Here is a 19,449-nt window from a genome sequence, read left to right as displayed (position 1 = left end):
TATCCGGTCAAAGCGATGAACCTCTCCTAGAAATTGCCTAATAAAAATAAGAATCCTTTCATGCCAGTTTGACTGTTTGATTCAAATAGATCAAAGAATCAAAAAATAAAAGTATATTCTGGCAGGCCAACTATCAGTGGTGCTCAGCGGAAAATGCAGTATACGCGATTCGAATTAACATTAATTTCAGTGTTATTTAAGATATGAACGCAATCAATTTATATTTTAGAGGATGAAGGTGCAGACAATGACAGATATAGCTTGCGATAGGCGGTTGCACTGGTACGCCAGCTAAAGTCTTTATTCATGCCGTTTTGTTGCAGGTTCTGCCAGGTTCTGGGTACGCGGTATGCAGCTACTGCCTGTTTGATCGCCAGGAAAAAGTCGTTTGCGGTCATCTGATCAAATAGAAAGCCGCTGGCGCTTTTATCTTTCAGCGTCGAAGGAGTACAGTCTATGACAGTGTCTAACAGCCCGCCTGTTGCGTGTACCAAGGGAGGTGTTCCGTAGCGTTGGCTGTACATCTGATTCAAGCCACAAGGCTCAAAACGCGATGGCATCAGGAAGCAATCTGCGCCTGCTTCAATTTTATGAGACATGGATTCACTATAGCCGATTCGTACGGAAATTTTGCCAGGATATGATTTGGCAAGCGCAATTAACTTGCTTTCCAGTGTTTTATCGCCACTGCCCAGTATTATGAGTTGAGCAGGTATTTCGACCAGTTGTGACGCAACCTGCAGCAGCAAATCGTATCCTTTCTGGTGGGTAATGCGTCCGATCGTGGCAAAAAGCGGTATGGCCGAGTCGGGGGTCAGTCCCATTTCTTTTTGCAGAGCTTGTTTGTTGACCCTTTTGGCAGACAGACTGGTGCTGGAGTAATTGCGCGCGATATAGGGGTCGCTGGCGGGGTTCCATTCGTTTTCATCAATGCCGTTAACAATTCCGCTGATATGATGCTGACGCGCAGCCAGTAATCCCTGCATGCCGAAACCCAGCGGTTCGGACTGGATTTCCTTTGCATAGTTCGGACTCACTGTCGTGATATGGTCAGCATAGTAAATTCCGCCTTTGAGAAAAGACATGTTATTGTAATATTCCAGTCCATGTATGCCGAAACTGGCAGCAGGCAACCCTAATTGGACAACATTCTCAGGCGGAAAATTACCCTGGAAAGCGAGATTATGTATGGTCATGATCGACGCTGCTTTATGCCCCTGGTGAAAGTGCAAATAAGCGGGTGCAAGCCCGCTTTGCCAGTCATTACAATGTGCGAGATGCGGCCGCCAGGTCAATGGACTGGCATCGCTTGCCAGAATTGCCGCGATTTTACAAAGCAATCCAAAACGGCGCGCATTATCCGGCCAGTCCTGGCCTGCCGGATCTTGGTAGGGTCCGCCTTCCCGCTGGTAAAGTTCGGGGCAGTCAATGATGAAAACCGGAATGCTTGTAGATGTATTGACCGAGAGCTTTGCTGACCGTAAAGTGGCAGACGGAAATTGTGGCAGCATGTTGAATTCAGCTACTTTTCGTTTGAGCTTTAATCCTTGTATGACCTGTGGATAACCTGGAATAAGGAGTCTGACATCCATGCGCATGACTCGCAGAGCTGCGGGCAATGCCGCACTGACATCTCCCAAGCCCCCGGTTTTGCATAATGGAAAAACTTCGGGAGTAATAAACAGAATGCGTGGTTCACTTCGTAAGGGGGCGGATGACATTGCTATTGATTTTCTTTGAAAAAATTGATCAGTCCATTGGTGGATGCGTCATGGCGTGTGACTGACTCAGCCTGTTCCAGTTCGGGCAGAATCTGTCCGGCAAGTTCTTTGCCCAGTTCCACACCCCATTGATCGAACGGATTAATGTTCCATATCACGCTTTGTACAAACACTTTATGTTCATAGAGCGCGATCAGGGCACCCAGTGTTTTGGGGTCCAGTTTTCTGAATAAAATAGATGTGGTCGCATGGTTTCCCGGATGAATTTTATGCGGTAACAATTTTTCCGTTAATTCGGCGGCCATACCTTTAGACTGGAGTTCGGCGCGGACTTCATTTTCATGTTTTCCGCACATCAATGCTTCTGTCTGGGCGAAGTAATTGGCCATTAACAGGTGATGATGATTGCCAATTGGATGCTGACTCTGGCAAGGCGCCAGGAAATCAGCGGAAATAGTTTGTGTGCCCTGATGTAATAATTGGTAGAAGGCGTGCTGGCCATTCGTTCCCGGTTCCCCCCAAATAACAATACCGGTATGGTAGTCAATTTCCTCGCCGTTACGGTTGATGCGCTTGCCATTGCTCTCCATTTCCAGTTGCTGCAAATAAGCGGGAAAACGATGCAGGTATTGATCGTAGGGCAGGACAGCATGTGATGTGACGCCGTGAAAATTGATTTGCCAGACAGCGATAAGCCCGAGTATTACGGGTATGTTTTTTTCCAGTGCAGTTGTTGCAAAATGTTGATCCATTGCACTCGCGCCCGCAAGTAACGCATTGAAATGGTCCATGCCAATTGTTAATGCAATGGGCAATCCGATGGCCGACCACAACGAATAACGGCCACCCACCCAATCCCAGAATTCAAACATGTTGTCAGGATGAATGCCGAATTGCTTAACCGCTGCAAGATTAGTTGAAACTGCAACAAAATGACGGGCAATATCGTTTTCGCTGCCGCCTTGCGCAAGAAACCAGGTGCGCGCAGAATGCGCATTAGTAATGGTTTCCTGAGTTGTAAATGTTTTTGAGGCAACAATAAAAAGTGTTGTGGCCGGGTCAAGCCGGCTTAGTGTTTCATGGATTTGTGTGCCATCAATGTTTGAAACAAAATGTGGTTTGAGCTGGGTTGAGCCGTAAGGTTTCAATGCTTCAGTCACCATCAATGGCCCGAGATCGGAACCGCCGATACCGATATTGACGATATCTGTAAAAGCTTTACCACTATAGCCTGTGTGTTCGCCGCTACGGATGGCTGAAGAAAAACGCGCTATTTTATTGCAGACGCTTTTGACTTTCAGCGTAACATCTTCACCATCAAGAAAAAACGGTTTTTTACTGCGTAAGGCGACGTGTAAAGCAGCCCGGTCTTCGGTGCTGTTTATTTTTTTGCCCTGAAACATCTGTTCAATCCAATTTTCCATATTCTGCTGGCGCGCAAGCGCGATTAACAGATCAATTGTTTCTCTTGTGACGGGTTGTTTGGAGAAATCGAGCAGTACATCGTCAAACGGCAGAGAAAATTCTTCAAATCGCTGAGAATCCTGTCTGAAAAGATCGCGTATAGATTGTTGCGCCATTGCGGATTGGTGGTTCTTTAATGCGAGCCAGGCAGGCGACTGAGTAAGAAGGGACATATCTATTGGTTGAATATAATTAACAGATTAGAGTTTAATAATAAATACGATTCTATTTATGATTGACTTCCAGTGTGATGTTTAATTCCTGCCTATGAATCGGCCATTCCAATAACAGTGTAACAGCCTGCATGATTTTCTCGAACCCATTTTCAGATTGGGATACCGTAAAATATGGCTGTGCGCAAAGCTGTGCAGGCGTCGATGTTTTTAAAGTAACATAGCCTCCCAGCACAGCGTCGTCCAGTACCACTTCAGTCATATTTGTCAACCTGAGCAACTGACCGAAACCGCCCAGGATGTCATTCCGGTCAATGAAACGGCCGCCCATGCCGTCGCAACTGGGCATGGCGAGATTGATTTCCGTACTGAATAGATTATCCGTCTTGCCGGAGAAACGATAGGACACGCTCAGTCGATTATGCATCAGTTCAAATTGTTTATGTATTTGCGGAGCAGCATCATTGGTTTGAAAGTGGATTGCATGGGTATTGCTAGAATCGGTAACAACATGCTGATAGTCTATCAGCGTACGATCCAGACGATCAACAAACAGATTCCGAGGATAATCGTCAGGCTCGAGATCTGCAACTTGAATGATATGTTTGTTAATGGAGCGATCATGCGCCGAAGCTATGCCGCTGCCCGAACTGCCAGTGTCGGTTGAGCTTACCCCGTTAAGTTGAATTTTGTGAAAGTAATGTTCTTTTTGCCGTTGCAGAGTGTCGCCGAAATTGTGATTGAGGGAATAGGCGTCAAATTCGACGATGCTGGCGTGACGGTTCAATTTTAAAATGATCTGAAGATTACTGTTTTGTAAACAGGCTTCTTTTGTACCATCAAGGTCAATATCCTGCGTCACGCAGTTCGGACGCGGCACACAAGCATCCAGCATGGTTTCCAATGCAATCAGGTTGCTATAAACCGCGCGGCGTAAATGAGGGAGATATAAACCGCCGAACAGACCATGCCAATAGGCATCATTGGCCTGAGCGGCATACAGTTTTTGCTGCATTTCGCCGGTGCGCTGTTTTTTAGGTAATGCAGCCAGCCGTGCGGAAAGACCGAGCATGCGCTTATGCATCCAGTTTGACTCAGGGTAACGTGACAAGAAGTTTTTCCAGATGCCGCCGCGCAGAAATGCTTTTTTGTGCTCAAACCAGCCGGATGATTTCGATAGATTGATCAGGTCGGCATAGGCGCATGCCGATTCTGCAGATAACGTCCACTCGTTCATTTCAATATACGACGTGGTTGGCAGGTAAATGATCCCTTGTGTCTTCTCTGCAGCATGATAATCACGATAGTGGCATGTGGAAATGCCTGGTGATGCCAGGACGCCCTGAACGAACTGTTCAAGCCAGCCTTGTTCATAAACCCATTGATAGGTTTCCGGCCATATGCCGAATTTCTCGATATCGTCAAAATAAATCGCGGCAATGCGTGGGTTGTCACCATGATGCGAAGGCATATCGGCCAGTGATTCGATATAGGCGATTGCATCGGATGCAGGAGAAAAAGGCAGTTTGTAGCGCAGTGCCTCAGAAATTGGAAAAATATCCAGTTTACGAGTATCTTCTTCCGTCGTATAAAAACCATAGAGTTGCGTGGTGGTTTTGCCGGTGCAAAGAAAATGGTAGTCATCAACAATGACATAACGAATTCCACAATCGGCCAATGACGTTACAACGGTTGATTCCCATACGCGTTCGGTCAGCCAGGCGCCGGAAGGCCTTTGGCCAAGTTTTGCTGCAAGTTTTTGGGAAAAAGTTTCTATTTGTCCGATACGATCGCGATTCGGAATAACCGCCAGTACTGGCTCGGTATCGCCTGCACCGAAGAGTTCGACTTGCCCACGTTGAACCATTTCCTTGAGTAGCGCTATGTCCTGTGGATAATGTTCGAACAGATAATCAAGCAGCCAGCCGGAAAAATGTACGGCAAAATGAAAATCAGGATAGCGAAAAAGAACTTCTAAAAAAGGCCTGTAGCAACGTAGATGTGCATCGGCCAGTACTTCAGGGAAGTTACCGATCGGCTGGTGCGCATGAACACCAAAAAGTAACGATACTGGACGAGGCATGGTGAGGTTCCCACGAAAATCTATGGAATAAAACTATACGCTTTAATACGTTAACTGGCCATCGATAACAGAGTCGGCTTTGAGTATTTCTATATTCCAGAAATGACAATTTCATCGCAACATGGTTATGAACCACATTTACGATGACCGCCGCATGGTGCCACCTTCTTCAGCATGAGTATCGCCATGACTGATCGGTTTGCATAGAATTGACGGAACCGGCAGTTTCAAGAGCCGGTAAAGATTCGTAAGATTGTCGCGGTATAACTGATCGAATCGTATCACGGTATCGGCCTGATTATAATCACCAAACCACCAGAACCAGTCTGAACTTTCGCAAGAAGCAAGTTGCAGACTTGCTGCAGTTTTCTCTTTATCAGTCAGTCGGTCGCTTTGTATAACAAGATCATAGTTTTGTTTTGCAGTACAGAGCAGGTCCCATGCGTGGTTTTTTTCGGGATCGCCTATCCAGGTGGAAAAAGTACCGTATACCCAGCTTCCTGCGGCCAGAACGGGCAGTACCTGGACATTATGCACGTTTTCGGGTGAGGACAGATAGTCTTGGTATGTCGTGGTGTGAATCCCGGTGTGGTTGTCCAGCAAGCTGTATAAATCGTCAAGAAAGTAGAAGCCATTATAGGGATAATATTCCCAGGCATTTTCACCATCCAGTATGACGCTGACGACGGGGTTTTCATCCGGCAAGGCATGACGGGCTATCTGTTCGATTGATTGTACAAAGTGTTCCGCAGCATCTCGTCCAAACCACTTGGCGTATTCGAAACCAATAAAATCGGACAATTTGTCATCACGAAAAAAACAGATGATATTTTCTTGTTCCTGGATACGATAGGGGCGGTACAGATAACGGTTGCGATCGGGTAGTGTCGTTTCCGGGTGCAATTTGTGCAGACTATTGACCAGCACCCCCTCACCGCTGGCGCACCATTGGCAGCCTGATTCTGCCAGTATATGGATAAACGGGGGAGAGACTGCGCCTTCGGCTGGCCAGATACCGGTGGGTTGCGTGCCAAAACGTTTTTGATGACTGTCTATGGCTTTGTCTAAATGGAAAGTGACGCGGCTGCGCCCGCCCGGATAAAAACTGTTTATCGGCAAAGGTGCATCAGCAATACCGTCATGTGCGGAAGTGAAATCAATCAGTAAAGGCGAGAGCGGGTGATAATGCGGTGTTGTTGATAATTCAATCTGACCGGTTTCAGCGAGTCTGCGGTAACGCGGTATTAATCCTTCGATCAATTCGCCTATCAGCTTGAATAACCGCATTCTGTCTACATGGCTGAAGCCTTCGCCCTGTGCCATTAATTCCATCACTGTTGCGTTGTGACGCCGGACACTTTCTCCTGTCCATGCCAGATGGAACCATACCAGCAAGTCGGAAAAATATTGTGCAGAAAAATTAACCAGTTCGGTCGCCTGTTTTTTTTGCAGTGTGTCATACAAATGATGTAGCTTTGCGTATGCCGGATAGGGCTTGAGCATCGTGTTGTGATTGCCTTTAAAGCAATTCGTTAAGATATGTTCGCGATCATCGTCGGAGACGCTGGCTAGATCCGGCGTTGCCAGCAAGCGGAGCAGGGGATCGCGTATCTGTCCTGTGGCAAATTGTTCAACATAATCTTCCAGTTGATCCAGCAGTACCGGAACAAAATTGACCACCGCTTTGATGTGCGGGTGTGCTTCCAGGTGATGGGCCATATCTGTGTAATCCTTAATGGTGTGCAGATATACCCACGGCATTTCAAATTCCCGGGTATCGTAATGACGATAGTCCGGCTGATGCATATGCCACAACAAGACAAGTTTGATTTGCTGCATTTGGAGTTGGAAGCTAACCTACGGAATGTATGCTTTGCCCGAGCATCTCTGGTGTGATCAGTGTGACGCCTTTGTCGGTTACATAAAATTGCCTGCTGTCTTCAGCCGCGTCAAAACCGACCTTAAGTCCTTCTGGGATTTTGCAGTTTTTTTCAACAACTACTCGTTTCAGATGTGCGTGCCGGCCTATATCGACATTGGGTAATATGACGGAGTCTTCAATATTACTGAAACTGCGCGCTTTTACATTGGAAAACAATAATGAACGGCGTATAGTACCGCCGCTGATAATGCAGCCGCCTGATACCATGGAATCAAGCGCTTGGCCGCGCCGTTCTTCGTCGTCAAAAACGAATTTGGCTGGCGGGAGTTGTTCCTGGTAGGTCCAGATGGGCCAGTTTTCGTCATATAAATTCAGATCCGGGGTGATAGTTGTCAGGTCGATATTGGCCTCCCAATAGGCATCCACTGTACCCACGTCACGCCAGTAGGGCACATCTGCTGCCATATTCACGCAACTGTCCAGAAAACGGTGCGCGAATACACGATGCCGCGGCACCAGATAAGGAATCAGATCTTTGCCAAAATCATGGGAGGAATTTTCGGCATGATGATCGCGGATTAACTGTTCGAACAGAAAGGCTCTATTAAACACATAAATGCCCATACTGACGAGCGCCTTGTCAGGATGGCCGGGCATAGATGGCGGGTTTGCGGGTTTCTCAGTAAAGCTGGCGACGCGCCAGTCATCATCAACGCCGATAATACCAAAAGCACTCGCTTCTTCCAGTGGGACTTCCACGCAGGCCAATGTCACTTCAGCCTTTTTTTCAATATGTTCGGCTAACAATTTAGCGTAATCCATTTTATATACATGGTCCCCGCCCAGAATCAATACATATTCTGCATGCTGGTGGCGCAGAATGCCAAGATTCTGGAAAACGGCATCCGCTGTTCCCTGATACCAGGATTCCTTAATTTGTTGTTGAGCCGGGAGTAATTCGACATATTCCTTGAAACGCCCGTCAAGAAAGCTCCAGCCTCGTTGTATATGCTGAATTAAACTCTGCGCCTTGTACTGGGTCAGGACGCTGATTTGGCGAACGCCAGAATTGACGCAATTAGACAACGGGAAATCAATGATGCGAAACTTGCCGCCAAAAGGAACCGCAGGTTTTGCGCGCCAATCAGTCAGTTGTTTCAGGCGTGTGCCGCGTCCACCGGCCAGTATCAAAGCGATGGTGTTGCGTGTAATTTTATCTTGGAAACGTAAATCGGCTTTTTGCTGCATTGAGCAACCTCCTGCATGAATAGATCCACTATCTGTACGGGTTAATGGCGAGGTTGACTTTGAATATCAAGTCCTGCACCTGACAGATACTAGAATGTATCACCGTACTATGATATCAGCAAATAAGCAAACCCAAGACGCGTTATAATTCCTGTATGTTAACCAATACTTTGAAACAATCATCACTGGATGCCTGCAACGATTTTATTCTGGAAGCATTATTGGCAGGGCGATTACATGATCCATTTGCTTATCTGGGAGTCCATAAATCACTGAACAATTATCGGGCGCGGGTTTTTCAACCTTATGTCCGGTCTGTATCGATTAAAACAACGCATGGTTTTGAACAGATGATGCGTACTCATACTGAAGGTGTATTTGAATGGTGTGGAAATGCCCAGCCACTGATGCCGGTTCTGCTCCGGTTTGAAGTGGAAAATCATGTAACGAAAGCGGTGCATGTTTATGAAGCTTATGATCCATATTCATTTCCGCTGCAAATGACCGATCATGACTTGTATTTGTTTAACGAAGGTAAACTGCGGCAGGCTTACCGCACGCTGGGAGCTCAACGCGTCAATAACACCGGCATTGATGGCGTACGTTTTTCGGTATGGGCACCTAATGCGGAACGCGTCAGTGTAGTGGGTGATTTCAATCATTGGGATGGCCGCGTGTATCCTATGGCGGTGCATCATGCCAGTGGAGTATGGGAGCTGTTTATTCCACAATTGCCTCCCGGTTCGCTATACAAATTCGAAATCCGGAATCGCCAGAGCGGCGCGGTGTGCTTAAAAACAGATCCCTACGCGACGCGTTATGAGCTGCGCCCACAAACCGCTGCGTTGACACCAGTCAATGGTGCTTATCGGTGGCGCGATTCAACATGGATGGAAAACCGTGCCAACTGGGACTGGCTGCATGCGCCGCTAAACATTCTGGAAATTCACGCCGGATCATGGAAGCGGCATCCAGACGGGCGCTTCTATACTTACCGCGAGCTCGCACAATATCTGCTGCCCTATGTGCAGGAAATGGGTTATACCCATATTGAGTTAATGCCAATCTCAGAGCATCCGCTTGATGAATCATGGGGTTACCAGACGACTGGCTATTTTGCTGCAACCAGTCGTTATGGCTCACCTGAAGATTTTAAATATTTCGTGGATGCCTGCCACCAAGCCAATATCGGCGTAATTCTCGACTGGGTTCCGGGACATTTTCCGCAAGATGATTTTGCTTTGGCGCGGTTTGATGGCACTGCTCTCTATGAACATGAAGACCCGCGTCTCGGTTTTCACCAGGACTGGGGCACCTGTATATTCAATTATGGCCGCAACGAAGTGAAATCGTTTCTGTTATCGAGCGCACACTACTGGCTGTCGGAATTTCATCTCGATGGATTGCGGGTCGATGCGGTTGCTTCCATGCTCTATCTGGATTATTCGCGCAATGAAGGCGAATGGTTGCCCAATCAGTTTGGCGGTCGTGAGAATCTTGAGGCCATTGATTTTCTGCGCGAACTCAATATCATGGTGCATGAAGAGTTTCCCGGAGCGCTGACGCTTGCCGAGGAATCCACATCCTGGCCTGCGGTATCGCGTCCGACCTATGTCGGCGGATTGGGATTTTCCATGAAATGGAACATGGGCTGGATGCACGATACCCTGTTGTATATGCAACAGGACCCGATTCATCGCCGTTTCCATCACGAGCAGCTCACCTTCAGTCAGCTTTACGCTTATACTGAAAATTTTGTGCTGCCGTTTTCGCATGATGAAGTTGTGCATGGCAAGGGCTCGCTGCTGGCCAGAATGCCTGGCGACTACTGGCAGAAATTTGCCAATCTGCGGTTGTTATTTGTCTATCAAATGACCTGCCCTGGCAAGAAACTGAATTTCATGGGTAATGAGTTCGCACAGGAACGCGAATGGAACATCAGCCATGAGTTAGACTGGAAGTTACTCGAAAGCGGATCACACTTAGGCGTGCAAGCGGTACTGCGTGATTTGAATCATTTGTACAGAGATACGACAGCACTCCACCAGCTTGATTTTGCTGCTGCAGGCTTCTCCTGGATTGATTGTCACGATGCGGATCAATCGATTATCAGTTACTTGCGCAAATCAAATGACGGGCAGTTTGTGGTCGTTATTCTGAATTTCACCCCGGTTCCGCGGGAGAACTATCGTATTGGTGTTCCGGCCGAAGGTATTTATCAGGAAATATTCAATAGTGATTCGGTCTATTATGGCGGCAGCAATTTAGGGAATGCAGGCCGCATTAGTGCCAGCCACGAACCATGGATGGGATTGTCGCATTCGTTGGTAATCACGCTCCCGCCACTGGCGGGTGTTATTTTTTCTTTGCGGGATGGGTGAAAAAATAATGAAAGACTCAGCGTAGCTATTGTCTGCCGTATGCATGTTAGGCAAATGATCAGCCTCAATAATTCCAGTGGTTTCTATAGCCCACAGATGACAATATGCAAATAACGGTTTTTATCGTCGCGGCTATACCAGTCCGATCCATTCGCGGTACTGCGAGCAAGTGTAGGGCCGAGATTCGTGCCAGCACGGCATGATGGACGTGGCAGAAATGGAATGTGTTACATCGTTGCTGCACACAGGGAGAAAGTGCAGGAGATCGGTTGCTCCAACGGACGCATCACTGAATATCTGCAGCAGACATCGTGGTACCGAATTCATGGCCTCGATTATTCAGGTGTCGCCATCGGCCAGGTCCGGGAACGAATCCGGGGCAAGCAGGCGTCACTGGATTCTCGTGTGTCGGTTTGATTCATGGCGCGCTTCTTGGCGATAACTACGATACCATCCTGTCCGGATACCCTTTATAGTATGGGCGATTATAATGTGACACTGAATATATTAAAAGCTGGACCCGCACCCGCAGGTAGGCTAATACACGAACACGACACTGATGATTGGTTATGCTGGTATAGTTAATTGTGATAATTTTTTTGGGCATGTTTTATTAATAGAAGTCGTGCTTGATTCCTGACCTGGACGTTGTTAATTTTTATGGATAAATGATCGGATCAGATTTTTGTCATGAAAGAGGAAATATGATGGCTAAGTATGTATTTTTAACAGCAATTGTTTCGGCATTGGTGCTTACTGCGTGTGGTGAGCCGAGAAGAACGCCCGATGGACACCTGATGGATAGGCCAAAAATGTCCGCTTATGGACCGGATGATATTACCAGACATGAAACGGATGATGAGGTTGAAGACGAGCAGTGATTGCTGTAAACAATACAGGTGGTCATCTGCTTTGTTTATTGCCACCCGGTATATGTTTTATTGTCGGCGAACAAGTTCAGGTCTTTCCAGGGAAGCGTTTTGCGCAGTCGCAGTCATTATCGCTGTTATCCAAAGGTCCAAGGGGCGCAAGTAAGTGCTATCGTATACCCGTTGAATTTGGCGTTACTTTCGATAATCAAAAACCATATATTTGTTGAATCGAACCGCTCCCAAGATGAATTGCACAACACTGGCAGATGAACGATAAACGAAGTGCAGTTCGGATTAAACGAGTTTATGAAATGCCGGAACAAGCGGATGGACGCCGTATTCTTGTTGATCGGTTGTGGCCGCGCGGACTTTCGAAGCAGGCAGCGAAGGTGGATGTCTGGATAAAAGAGATTGCGCCTTCCTCAGAACTGCGTCGCTGGTATGGGCATGATCCGAACAAGTGGACCGAATTCAGAAATCGGTATACCGCAGAATTGAGGGCTAATCCGTGTCCGGTTGAGACAGTTCTGGCGGAAGTACGGGAAGGCATCGTTACGTTTCTCTATAGCGCAAAAGAAACGCGGATGAATAATGCGACCGCGCTGCGGGACTACATCGCATCCATAATAGATGATAAAGCCGTATAGTCGACTGTTCGAATATGTGGGATCGCGGTCGCTTGATGTTTGCGATTCGATTTCAAAAAATACCTGAAGCTTGCAGCTGATATCTGATTCATTTACAGTATGTATACTCACTTGCAACAGTCAGTAAAAGAATAATAACGATGCTTTGCATGTGGCGTGTGATGCGACAATGAAAGGTTACGTCAAGATGAAAAAAACATACACGCTGGATTTGCAAACACCAAGCCCGGATATTGTTCCGACAGAAGAGGACAACATAACATGTTTAATTTAGGCTCCATGTTGAATCTGGGCTCTACCGAGCCTGTCATAGGCAGGGCATCGACAATTGTTGAGTGTCCCAACAGTGAACTATTTCAATATCTCGGCGATGGTCTTTTCCAGAATTATCCAAAATGGTCCCCTGAGGTCAAAGAGCTTGAGCAGATTACGCCCGGTCCGGTGCAGCAGGGCACGATAGGAAGGCAAGTGCGTGTTGACCAGGGCCGCCGCTCAGAATCCCGTTTTAAAATATCCGACTATGATATGGGGGAACGCTTAACGCTTGTCGGCGTATCCGACCCCTTTCGCTGCTCGTATGAGTTGCAGGTTCTCGACTCTGGCAACTCGACAAAATTGACGTTCACATTTGAGTTGCTTGAGTTGCTGGCGATAATGCGTCCTGTTGAAGGATTAGTGCGCCTTGCCATAAAAGATGGCGCCGGGCGCACCGTTCAGAATATCAAGCGTCTCGTTGAAGCTGAAAAATCCAGATCTGCCTGATCATGGAAGTTCTCTAATCAAAAACGGAAGAAATAACGTGTACATATTGATATTGACCAGTTTCATTTATCAGAACATATAAGCAAAAGGAAACGTGATGACGCAAAATAATACTTCCAATATTCAGGTGCCGCAGGTGGATGATCGCCCATTATGGGATGTGATTTTTGCCATTTATGGTTATCCTGCATTGCTGCTGGCGCACCGGCTCAAGATTTTTCCTTTGCTGGTCGAAAATGCGCGCACGCTACCGGAGATTTGTGGTGCACTTAATATCCAACAAAGGCCCGCTGAGGCAATATTGACGACGGCAACTGCATTGGGTTTCCTGTCTTTGCAGGATGGGCGCTATTGTTTGACTCCGATTACTGAAGCATATCTGCTCGAGACAAGCCCGAATTACTTTGGTTTTTTTTGGGATATGATGATTGATAATTATCAGGTGAGTTCAATTGCAGGTCTGGAAAAAGCGGTACTTACCGATTCTCCACAGGCATATGGCGGCGGCGATATATTCAAATCGCATGAAGAACAAATTGAACTGCTTCGTCGTTTTACCGCTGGCATGCACAGTATCAGTATCACTTCAGCACTGGTCTGGCCAACAATTATGGATTTTTCCGGACACCGTGTCATGCTCGACGTTGGGGGCGGTTCAGGCGCGCATTCAATTGGCGCTGCATTACGGCTGCCAAACCTGCAGCATGCATTGATTCTGGACTTTCCACAGGTGTGCGAGGTGGCCGAAGAGTATATTGCCCAGTACAATTTGCAGGGCCGCGTCAAAACACATGCGGGTAACATCTGGCAGGATCACTGGCCGGCCGCTGATCTTCATTTTTTCTCAAATATGTATCACGACTGGTTGCCGGATAAATGTCATTTTCTGACCGCCAAAAGTTTCAGTAACCTTGATGCCGGTGGGCGGATCGTCATTCATGAGATGCTCTATAATGACGAAAAATCAGGCCCGTTTACCTCTGCTGCGTACAGTATGATCATGATGGGCTGGACAGAAGGCAGGCAATATTCAGGCCAGGAATTGACCGCCATGCTAGACGAAATCGGCTTTGAGGACATTCAAATCCATAAAGCATTTGGATATCACAGTATCGTAACGGGTCTCAAACCCTAGTGCAATAATAAACATTGGGATTGCGTTAGAGTGTGCAGGTGTCGCCCTGAGTAATCACCAATTGCCATTTTCGCAGGTCTTTGGGTCATGAGCGCATGTCCCAATGCTATGCAGCATATTATAATTACCACTATGAATTTTCAATACCCGCGGCAAGGTCTGTGGCCAGTTTTTCGAGTGCGGCTGCCTTTTCAAGTCCATCAATGAAGCGTCTGGGAATACCTGATAAACCGGTTTGGGCACCTGTTAAGGTACCCGTGAGAATAGCGCGTGCCTGATTCTGTCCGCCACCATTAACAGCATGGAGTACGGCTGATTCAAAGTCGTTGTGAAAACGCGCAGCAAGATAATAGGCAGCCGGCAACTGGTGATAAATGGCACATGGCATGCCGTAAACTATGGATACCTTCCATGCCGGTTCTATGCGAATTTGAGAATCTGTTACCGCAGCCGCCATATATGAAGGTGTCAATAAGGCGTCAGGGGAGGTAAAACGGCCTGCACGCGGCGGATCAGGATCGCCTGGCCGGGGATTTTGCAAATTATCGCGCGTTACGGCATGAAATGGCAATTGACCATTTTTCACCAATGCCATCAACTTACCCGAAAGTTCTGTATCCAGGGTGTGTCCTTGTATCAGCAGGCTTAGCACGGCACCGTATGCGACGGTCATGGATACCACTGTTTCATCCAATTGCGTCAGCAGCGTATTTTGGGTAATGGTTGTGGCAAGTTGATCGGGGTGCAGTGCATAACGGACGGCAATAGCCAGGGTCCGCTCAATGGCTTCAGTAGTGTCCGCATGACTGCCGGTTTGCCCCCAAGGCAGTTTTTGTTGTAAGCGTTGCCGCCATACCTCACGGATGGATTGGCTGGTGTATCCTCCGGGTCCGCTCACCGGAGTTCCGTCAAGCTGTGGAAAAAGTTCTTCATCAAGGCGGCGGCAAAAGTCGTCAGGATCATAACCACCACGATCAATCAGCGAACGGACCATCAGGGTAAGGATAAAACCGGCTTGTGACAGTTGGCCGGCTTTAAGTCCGGGGTGATATCGATCAGGCTTGGGATCGGTATAGGTATCAATCCATTCACCGTAGTCACGACGAAGGTCGTCCAGATTGTAGTACCAGTGTGGACCGAGGGCTAGTGCATCACCGATAAAAGCGCCCATAATAGCGCCACTGGCACGATCCACAATATTAGCTTCCGACATATGCGCCTCTTCTATGTATGCTCATTTATTTTGAATAAACCATTGTAATGGATTGTTTTTTGTTCATCGACAGGATAATGTAATCCAGAATCTGGTCTGATTAATTAAATTTATCAGAATAATATTCCAATTGAAATATTATCGCGCCAGCGTTTCAATGAAGCCAGATACTTGCGTCTGGTCATACAGAATTGCTGGCGGACGATAACAACCCGTAACGCCTGATCATTGTAGCGTCAGTCAGCGGCAACAGAGGTGGTTTTTCAAATACTCTTTTATAAAGAATGACTGCTGTGCTTTCCAAGAATAGCGAGAATTCGCTGGAATTCGGTACGGATTCTCGCGGGTTTGCGTTGCAAATAAGCCGCAAGTACTTTAGTACTTGTTGTCTGTAATGCAAGGCTTGCTTCGATCAGTTCACACAGGGCCGGAGTCAGTGCTTTCCTGTTGACGATGCCGCGGGTAAGATTGGTTATATGCATCTTCGGGCGGCTGAATTTTTTTATTGCGTTGTTGGTCCGTTCGAATTGTCGTTGAACTGATTTCATTTCAACCTCCTGATTTAGAAAATGAACTGCGTCAGTCAATAGAGAAAAAATGTGTGCGCCTACACTGCGCGTAGTGCTTTACAGAAAAATGACGGATAGTCAATGTGCGCTGTAATGTGATCAGTCATACAAACAGGCGCAGGTGTCAATTGGCGTCTTATGGATTTGTCAGGCACAGTGCAAGCCGGTGATCAACAAAGATTTGATACTGAATAGACACCTTGTGAACATTAAAATCCATCAGTCTGATCTAATCAGGCTAATTCCGTCGGGTTATGGCATAACCTGATTAGATCCGAGCTGGCGAAGTCTCATCTATTGATGAGAAATATTAGTGAGCGGTATGATTTGGATTGACAGTTGATTCGGGCCTTGAATGTTCACTCGCTATTGCCTGGTGATAAGCTGCTTTTTCTGAGAATTTTTTGGCAGCTTTTTCGCACCCGTGAATTTGGTAAGAAACATATTTTTTGATTTTTTGCCCGTTTTTGTCAAAGAAACTAAAATGCGGTTGCGTATTTAGCACTTCAAGCACTTTTAACTGTTCCTGAGCTTTGGTTCGCATTTCTCTGGCCAGATTTTCATATTGACCGGCCAGTTCACTGTGAGCGAAGTTGCCCTCGTCATTGTGAACAGATGCAAAAGAATTCATCGATAGACCGGCAATCAAGAAAGCAAAATTTGATAAGACTGCAATAGAATTTCCTGTTTTCATGATAACTACTCCTGATAAATTGGGTAGCCAACATTCTAGGTCGGTTTACACAATAAATATATTGGGGAAACCATTGTTTTTCACTAAGAAAAACCATTACTTTATGATTATAAAGGAAAAACAATGCTTGTTGTGTGGAATTGGCGGATGGCCGGACCTGTTCTTCCCGTGAATCCTGCTGTCATATTTGATGGGTCAAAACCGTATTTCAATGGCGGCAATACGGCTTGTTTTTCACCAGCCTGAAAATGTATAAAACTCAGTTTTTTACTGACCGCATCTTATCCGGTTTTGTATATTCTCTTCATTATCTGGTAGAGTCGCCGTGACAGTTGAGAATGTTACGCTTACCTGATTTTTGGAGCAGATACCCTGTTTACGGAAAAATCATAAGATTGTGTAAAAACACTTATCGTTTAAAAATTCTTTGTTTAATGTAACTTAAAAAGAGGAAAAACATGAGGCTTAATGAGGGTGATGCGCTGGGCAAGCTGGTATTAAGGTTGACGTTAGGAATTTTTATACTGTTTCATGGTGTGGCAAAGATACTTAAACCCGGCTCGGTGGAATATATCAAAGGCCAGCTTGCAGCAATCGATCTTACGCCCTATCTGGCCTATGGTGTTTTTGTGGGTGAAATTTTTGCGCCACTGCTAATTATTTTGGGTATTTTTACGCGCTTTGGCGGAATTTTAATTGTGGGTAATATGCTGTTTGCGATTGCTTTGGTGCATCAGGATGAACTGCTGAGCCTGGGCGCGCACGGTGGCTGGGCGCTGGAACTGCAGGGCTTTTTCCTGTTATGCGGTTTGGTGGTTTTCCTGATGGGAAGTGGAAAATTTGCAATCAGGCCGGATTGACAGGCTGTTGTTCTTAAATCTTAAATCGGTTATGGCGTCCAACACGCTTTGAATATGATTAAGGTTGACCTTGGCCGGAATCGAGCCTGCCGACATAGTGACCCGTGGATCGCTTTCTATTTGATAAGAAAATTATGACACTCAAATTACATATCATTATTTGCAGCACACGGCCAGGTCGTGTCGGGCCGTATGTTGCCACGTGGTTTCACGAATTGGCGGTTCAACAGGGACAGTTTGAGGCCATGCTGATTGATCTTGCGGCGTTTAATCTGCCGGTGTACGATGAACCGGAACACCCTGTCCTCCAGCGTTATCAGCACGAACATACTAAAAACTGGGCTGCCAGCGTTGATGCGGCGGATGCCTATGTATTCGTCACGCCGGAATATAATTTCGGTCCGCCCCCGTCGCTGCTGAATGCACTCAATTATGTGTATAAGGAATGGAACTACAAGCCCGCCGGAATCGTGAGCTATGGCGGTATTTCGGGTGGGCTGCGATCCGCTTTGCTTGAAAAGCTGACCTTGACCACGTTTAAAATGATGCCAATGTATGAAGCCGTCGCTGTTCAAAGCGTATCTTCACTCATTGATGAAAACAAGCGCTTCATGCCGAATGATCATCATATCAGTTCAGCGGCATCGTTGTTGAATGAACTGCAAAAATGGGCGCGGGCGCTAAAAACAATGCGGACATAATTCTGTTGGTTTATGAAGCGGTACGGTGTTGATAATACAGACAGCTTATGGCCCGTAAACAAAAAAATCTACTAGTGAAACGATGAGAGCCACTTATATCGGCACTATCGCGGGGGCTGTACCCAAAAAACCACCGGCTGCGATTGCAGCCCGACCATAACTGGTATTATCCATCCACCCGTTAGAATCGAATGCGGGAAGCAGGCAGGAATAATCGCCGGGGCACTGGCTGAACTGGGACCGAATGTAGTGCAATGGCAGACTGATCTGGCTGTCAGCTTTGTCAAGCGGGCGCAGGTAGAGACGTACGTCCAAAAAACGCTACTCAACGATGCGCTGACTATTTTGCAGAAACTGCATAACGCCCATCGTCTGGATCATGAAAAGCAGGGCTGGATCAGTAATAGAGAAAATGCTTTGCTGGGAATTGCTGATGGCGACGTTGAAGCTGAAGAATAGTCGGCGCGGTGACAGCAGGCGCTTCGATTTTGAATTCACTCATACGGAGCACGATATTGCATCGGATGTCTAAATTACGCCGATACCCGTAACGTAAACGTCACCGGCCCGTCATTAATCAGCGCTACCTGCATGTCTGCACCGAACTGGCCGTACTGCGTGCCCGGATAGACTGTGTCGGCTGTTGAATGCAGGTAGGCGAACAACTGACGGCCTCTTTCCGGCGCTGCAGCGCCGGTGAAACTGGGGCGATTGCCGGTGTTGGTGTCAGCCGCGAGGGTGAACTGGGGAATTAGCAACAGCCCACCGTTAATCGTGCGCAAATTCAGATTCATGCGGCCATTTTCATCCGGAAAAATGCGATAGCTGAGGATGCGTTCAAGCAGGCGGTCGGCTTCTTTCTCGGTATCATCTTTCTCGACGGCCACCAGCGCCATGATGCCGGTGTTAATGGCGCCGAGTTGCTGATTATCGACGGTTACTGTTGCTGTGATGACGCGTTGAATGACGGTGATCATGAAATTATATTCAGGAGTTTAATCGAAATGTGGTTATTATAAACAGCTTTTATCAAGTCATAAGCTC

General features: G+C 47.0%; 18 protein-coding genes. 9 read left to right on the top strand and 9 right to left on the bottom strand.

From position 1 onward, the window contains the following. Positions 1–218: 218 nt before the first annotated feature. From glgA to glgC, 5 genes are all read right to left on the bottom strand, one after another. Positions 219–1,721, bottom strand: coding sequence for a glycogen synthase GlgA (gene glgA / locus C8R11_RS01855; protein ID WP_107794226.1), 1,503 nt, complete (start codon positions 1,719–1,721; stop codon positions 219–221). 2 nt (positions 1,722–1,723) lie between these two features. Next, a complete protein-coding gene (pgi, locus tag C8R11_RS01850; protein ID WP_107794225.1) occupies positions 1,724–3,358 on the bottom strand; it encodes a glucose-6-phosphate isomerase in 1,635 nt (544 codons plus the stop codon). A 52-nt stretch (positions 3,359–3,410) separates the two neighbouring features. Further along, positions 3,411–5,441 carry an alpha-amylase/4-alpha-glucanotransferase domain-containing protein gene (locus C8R11_RS01845; RefSeq protein ID WP_107794224.1) on the bottom strand — a complete coding sequence of 677 codons (2,031 nt, stop codon included), beginning with the start codon at positions 5,439–5,441 and terminating at the stop codon, positions 3,411–3,413. Between the two features lie 138 nt (positions 5,442–5,579). After that, positions 5,580–7,280 carry a glycoside hydrolase family 57 protein gene (locus tag C8R11_RS01840; protein ID WP_107794223.1) on the bottom strand — a complete coding sequence of 567 codons (1,701 nt, stop codon included), beginning with the start codon at positions 7,278–7,280 and terminating at the stop codon, positions 5,580–5,582. Between the two features lie 13 nt (positions 7,281–7,293). Continuing rightward, on the bottom strand, positions 7,294–8,571 hold the full coding sequence (glgC, locus tag C8R11_RS01835; protein ID WP_107794222.1) for a glucose-1-phosphate adenylyltransferase: 1,278 nt from the start codon (positions 8,569–8,571) through the stop codon (positions 7,294–7,296). A gap of 155 nt (positions 8,572–8,726) precedes the next feature. Between glgC and glgB the strand changes: the two genes are divergently transcribed. The 6 genes from glgB to C8R11_RS01800 all read left to right on the top strand — a co-directional run bounded on the left by glgB (position 8,727) and on the right by C8R11_RS01800 (position 14,368). Then, positions 8,727–10,952: a 1,4-alpha-glucan branching protein GlgB gene (gene glgB / locus C8R11_RS01830; protein ID WP_107794221.1), complete on the top strand. Its 2,226-nt coding sequence runs from the start codon at positions 8,727–8,729 to the stop codon at positions 10,950–10,952. A 186-nt stretch (positions 10,953–11,138) separates the two neighbouring features. Then, positions 11,139–11,369 carry a class I SAM-dependent methyltransferase gene (locus tag C8R11_RS01825; RefSeq protein ID WP_146159045.1) on the top strand — a complete coding sequence of 77 codons (231 nt, stop codon included), beginning with the start codon at positions 11,139–11,141 and terminating at the stop codon, positions 11,367–11,369. Positions 11,370–11,659: 290 nt separating this feature from the next. After that, positions 11,660–11,833, top strand: a complete 174-nt coding sequence (locus tag C8R11_RS15965) for a hypothetical protein (RefSeq protein WP_181258142.1) — start codon at positions 11,660–11,662, stop codon at positions 11,831–11,833. Between the two features lie 257 nt (positions 11,834–12,090). After that, positions 12,091–12,471: a DUF488 domain-containing protein gene (locus tag C8R11_RS01810; RefSeq protein WP_107794217.1), complete on the top strand. Its 381-nt coding sequence runs from the start codon at positions 12,091–12,093 to the stop codon at positions 12,469–12,471. A 261-nt stretch (positions 12,472–12,732) separates the two neighbouring features. After that, positions 12,733–13,233, top strand: coding sequence for an SRPBCC family protein (locus C8R11_RS01805; protein ID WP_107794216.1), 501 nt, complete (start codon positions 12,733–12,735; stop codon positions 13,231–13,233). A gap of 97 nt (positions 13,234–13,330) precedes the next feature. Next, a complete protein-coding gene (locus C8R11_RS01800) occupies positions 13,331–14,368 on the top strand; it encodes a methyltransferase (RefSeq protein WP_107794215.1) in 1,038 nt (345 codons plus the stop codon). 130 nt (positions 14,369–14,498) lie between these two features. Here C8R11_RS01800 and C8R11_RS01795 read toward each other — a convergent pair whose 3' ends face one another. From C8R11_RS01795 to C8R11_RS01785, 3 genes are all read right to left on the bottom strand, one after another. Further along, positions 14,499–15,581, bottom strand: coding sequence for an ADP-ribosylglycohydrolase family protein (locus C8R11_RS01795; protein WP_107794214.1), 1,083 nt, complete (start codon positions 15,579–15,581; stop codon positions 14,499–14,501). Positions 15,582–15,856: 275 nt separating this feature from the next. Beyond that, the gene (locus tag C8R11_RS01790; RefSeq protein WP_107794213.1) at positions 15,857–16,129 is read right to left on the bottom strand and encodes a hypothetical protein; all 273 of its coding nucleotides are present in this window, start codon (positions 16,127–16,129) and stop codon (positions 15,857–15,859) included. Positions 16,130–16,460: 331 nt separating this feature from the next. Then, positions 16,461–16,844, bottom strand: a complete 384-nt coding sequence (locus C8R11_RS01785) for a hypothetical protein (protein ID WP_107794212.1) — start codon at positions 16,842–16,844, stop codon at positions 16,461–16,463. A 458-nt stretch (positions 16,845–17,302) separates the two neighbouring features. On the opposite strand from C8R11_RS01785, the gene C8R11_RS01780 reads away from it, so the two are divergent. The 3 genes from C8R11_RS01780 to C8R11_RS01770 all read left to right on the top strand — a co-directional run bounded on the left by C8R11_RS01780 (position 17,303) and on the right by C8R11_RS01770 (position 18,864). Then, positions 17,303–17,704 carry a DoxX family protein gene (locus tag C8R11_RS01780; protein ID WP_107794211.1) on the top strand — a complete coding sequence of 134 codons (402 nt, stop codon included), beginning with the start codon at positions 17,303–17,305 and terminating at the stop codon, positions 17,702–17,704. Between the two features lie 134 nt (positions 17,705–17,838). Further along, positions 17,839–18,405 (top strand): NADPH-dependent FMN reductase, encoded by a 567-nt coding sequence (locus C8R11_RS01775; protein ID WP_107794416.1) that lies wholly within the window; start codon positions 17,839–17,841, stop codon positions 18,403–18,405. Between the two features lie 249 nt (positions 18,406–18,654). Further along, positions 18,655–18,864 (top strand): hypothetical protein, encoded by a 210-nt coding sequence (locus C8R11_RS01770; protein WP_107794210.1) that lies wholly within the window; start codon positions 18,655–18,657, stop codon positions 18,862–18,864. A 74-nt stretch (positions 18,865–18,938) separates the two neighbouring features. Here the strand turns inward: C8R11_RS01770 and dtd are convergent, their stop codons facing one another. Beyond that, positions 18,939–19,382: a D-aminoacyl-tRNA deacylase gene (dtd, locus tag C8R11_RS01765; protein ID WP_107794209.1), complete on the bottom strand. Its 444-nt coding sequence runs from the start codon at positions 19,380–19,382 to the stop codon at positions 18,939–18,941. Positions 19,383–19,449: the final 67 nt, after the last annotated feature.

This window comes from Nitrosomonas aestuarii (assembly GCF_003046585.1).
Classification (GTDB): Bacteria; Pseudomonadota; Gammaproteobacteria; order Burkholderiales; family Nitrosomonadaceae; genus Nitrosomonas; species Nitrosomonas aestuarii.
The sequence above is the reverse complement of the archived record's forward strand: the minus strand, read 5'-3'. Positions and strand labels throughout refer to the sequence as shown.

Excerpts from the sequence above, each read along its gene's own strand:
- glgA (WP_107794226.1), bottom strand. The coding sequence starts at position 1,721 with ATGTCATCCGCCCCCTTACGAAGTGAACCACGCATTCTGTTTATTACT.
- pgi (WP_107794225.1), bottom strand. The coding sequence starts at position 3,358 with ATGTCCCTTCTTACTCAGTCGCCTGCCTGGCTCGCATTAAAGAACCAC.
- C8R11_RS01845 (WP_107794224.1), bottom strand. The coding sequence starts at position 5,441 with ATGCCTCGTCCAGTATCGTTACTTTTTGGTGTTCATGCGCACCAGCCG.
- C8R11_RS01840 (WP_107794223.1), bottom strand. The coding sequence starts at position 7,280 with ATGCAGCAAATCAAACTTGTCTTGTTGTGGCATATGCATCAGCCGGAC.
- glgC (WP_107794222.1), bottom strand. The coding sequence starts at position 8,571 with ATGCAGCAAAAAGCCGATTTACGTTTCCAAGATAAAATTACACGCAAC.
- glgB (WP_107794221.1), top strand. The coding sequence starts at position 8,727 with ATGTTAACCAATACTTTGAAACAATCATCACTGGATGCCTGCAACGAT.
- C8R11_RS15965 (WP_181258142.1), top strand. The coding sequence starts at position 11,660 with ATGGCTAAGTATGTATTTTTAACAGCAATTGTTTCGGCATTGGTGCTT.
- C8R11_RS01810 (WP_107794217.1), top strand. The coding sequence starts at position 12,091 with ATGAACGATAAACGAAGTGCAGTTCGGATTAAACGAGTTTATGAAATG.
- C8R11_RS01805 (WP_107794216.1), top strand. The coding sequence starts at position 12,733 with ATGTTTAATTTAGGCTCCATGTTGAATCTGGGCTCTACCGAGCCTGTC.
- C8R11_RS01800 (WP_107794215.1), top strand. The coding sequence starts at position 13,331 with ATGACGCAAAATAATACTTCCAATATTCAGGTGCCGCAGGTGGATGAT.
- C8R11_RS01795 (WP_107794214.1), bottom strand. The coding sequence starts at position 15,581 with ATGTCGGAAGCTAATATTGTGGATCGTGCCAGTGGCGCTATTATGGGC.
- C8R11_RS01790 (WP_107794213.1), bottom strand. The coding sequence starts at position 16,129 with ATGAAATCAGTTCAACGACAATTCGAACGGACCAACAACGCAATAAAA.
- C8R11_RS01785 (WP_107794212.1), bottom strand. The coding sequence starts at position 16,844 with ATGAAAACAGGAAATTCTATTGCAGTCTTATCAAATTTTGCTTTCTTG.
- C8R11_RS01780 (WP_107794211.1), top strand. The coding sequence starts at position 17,303 with ATGAGGCTTAATGAGGGTGATGCGCTGGGCAAGCTGGTATTAAGGTTG.
- C8R11_RS01775 (WP_107794416.1), top strand. The coding sequence starts at position 17,839 with ATGACACTCAAATTACATATCATTATTTGCAGCACACGGCCAGGTCGT.
- dtd (WP_107794209.1), bottom strand. The coding sequence starts at position 19,382 with ATGATCACCGTCATTCAACGCGTCATCACAGCAACAGTAACCGTCGAT.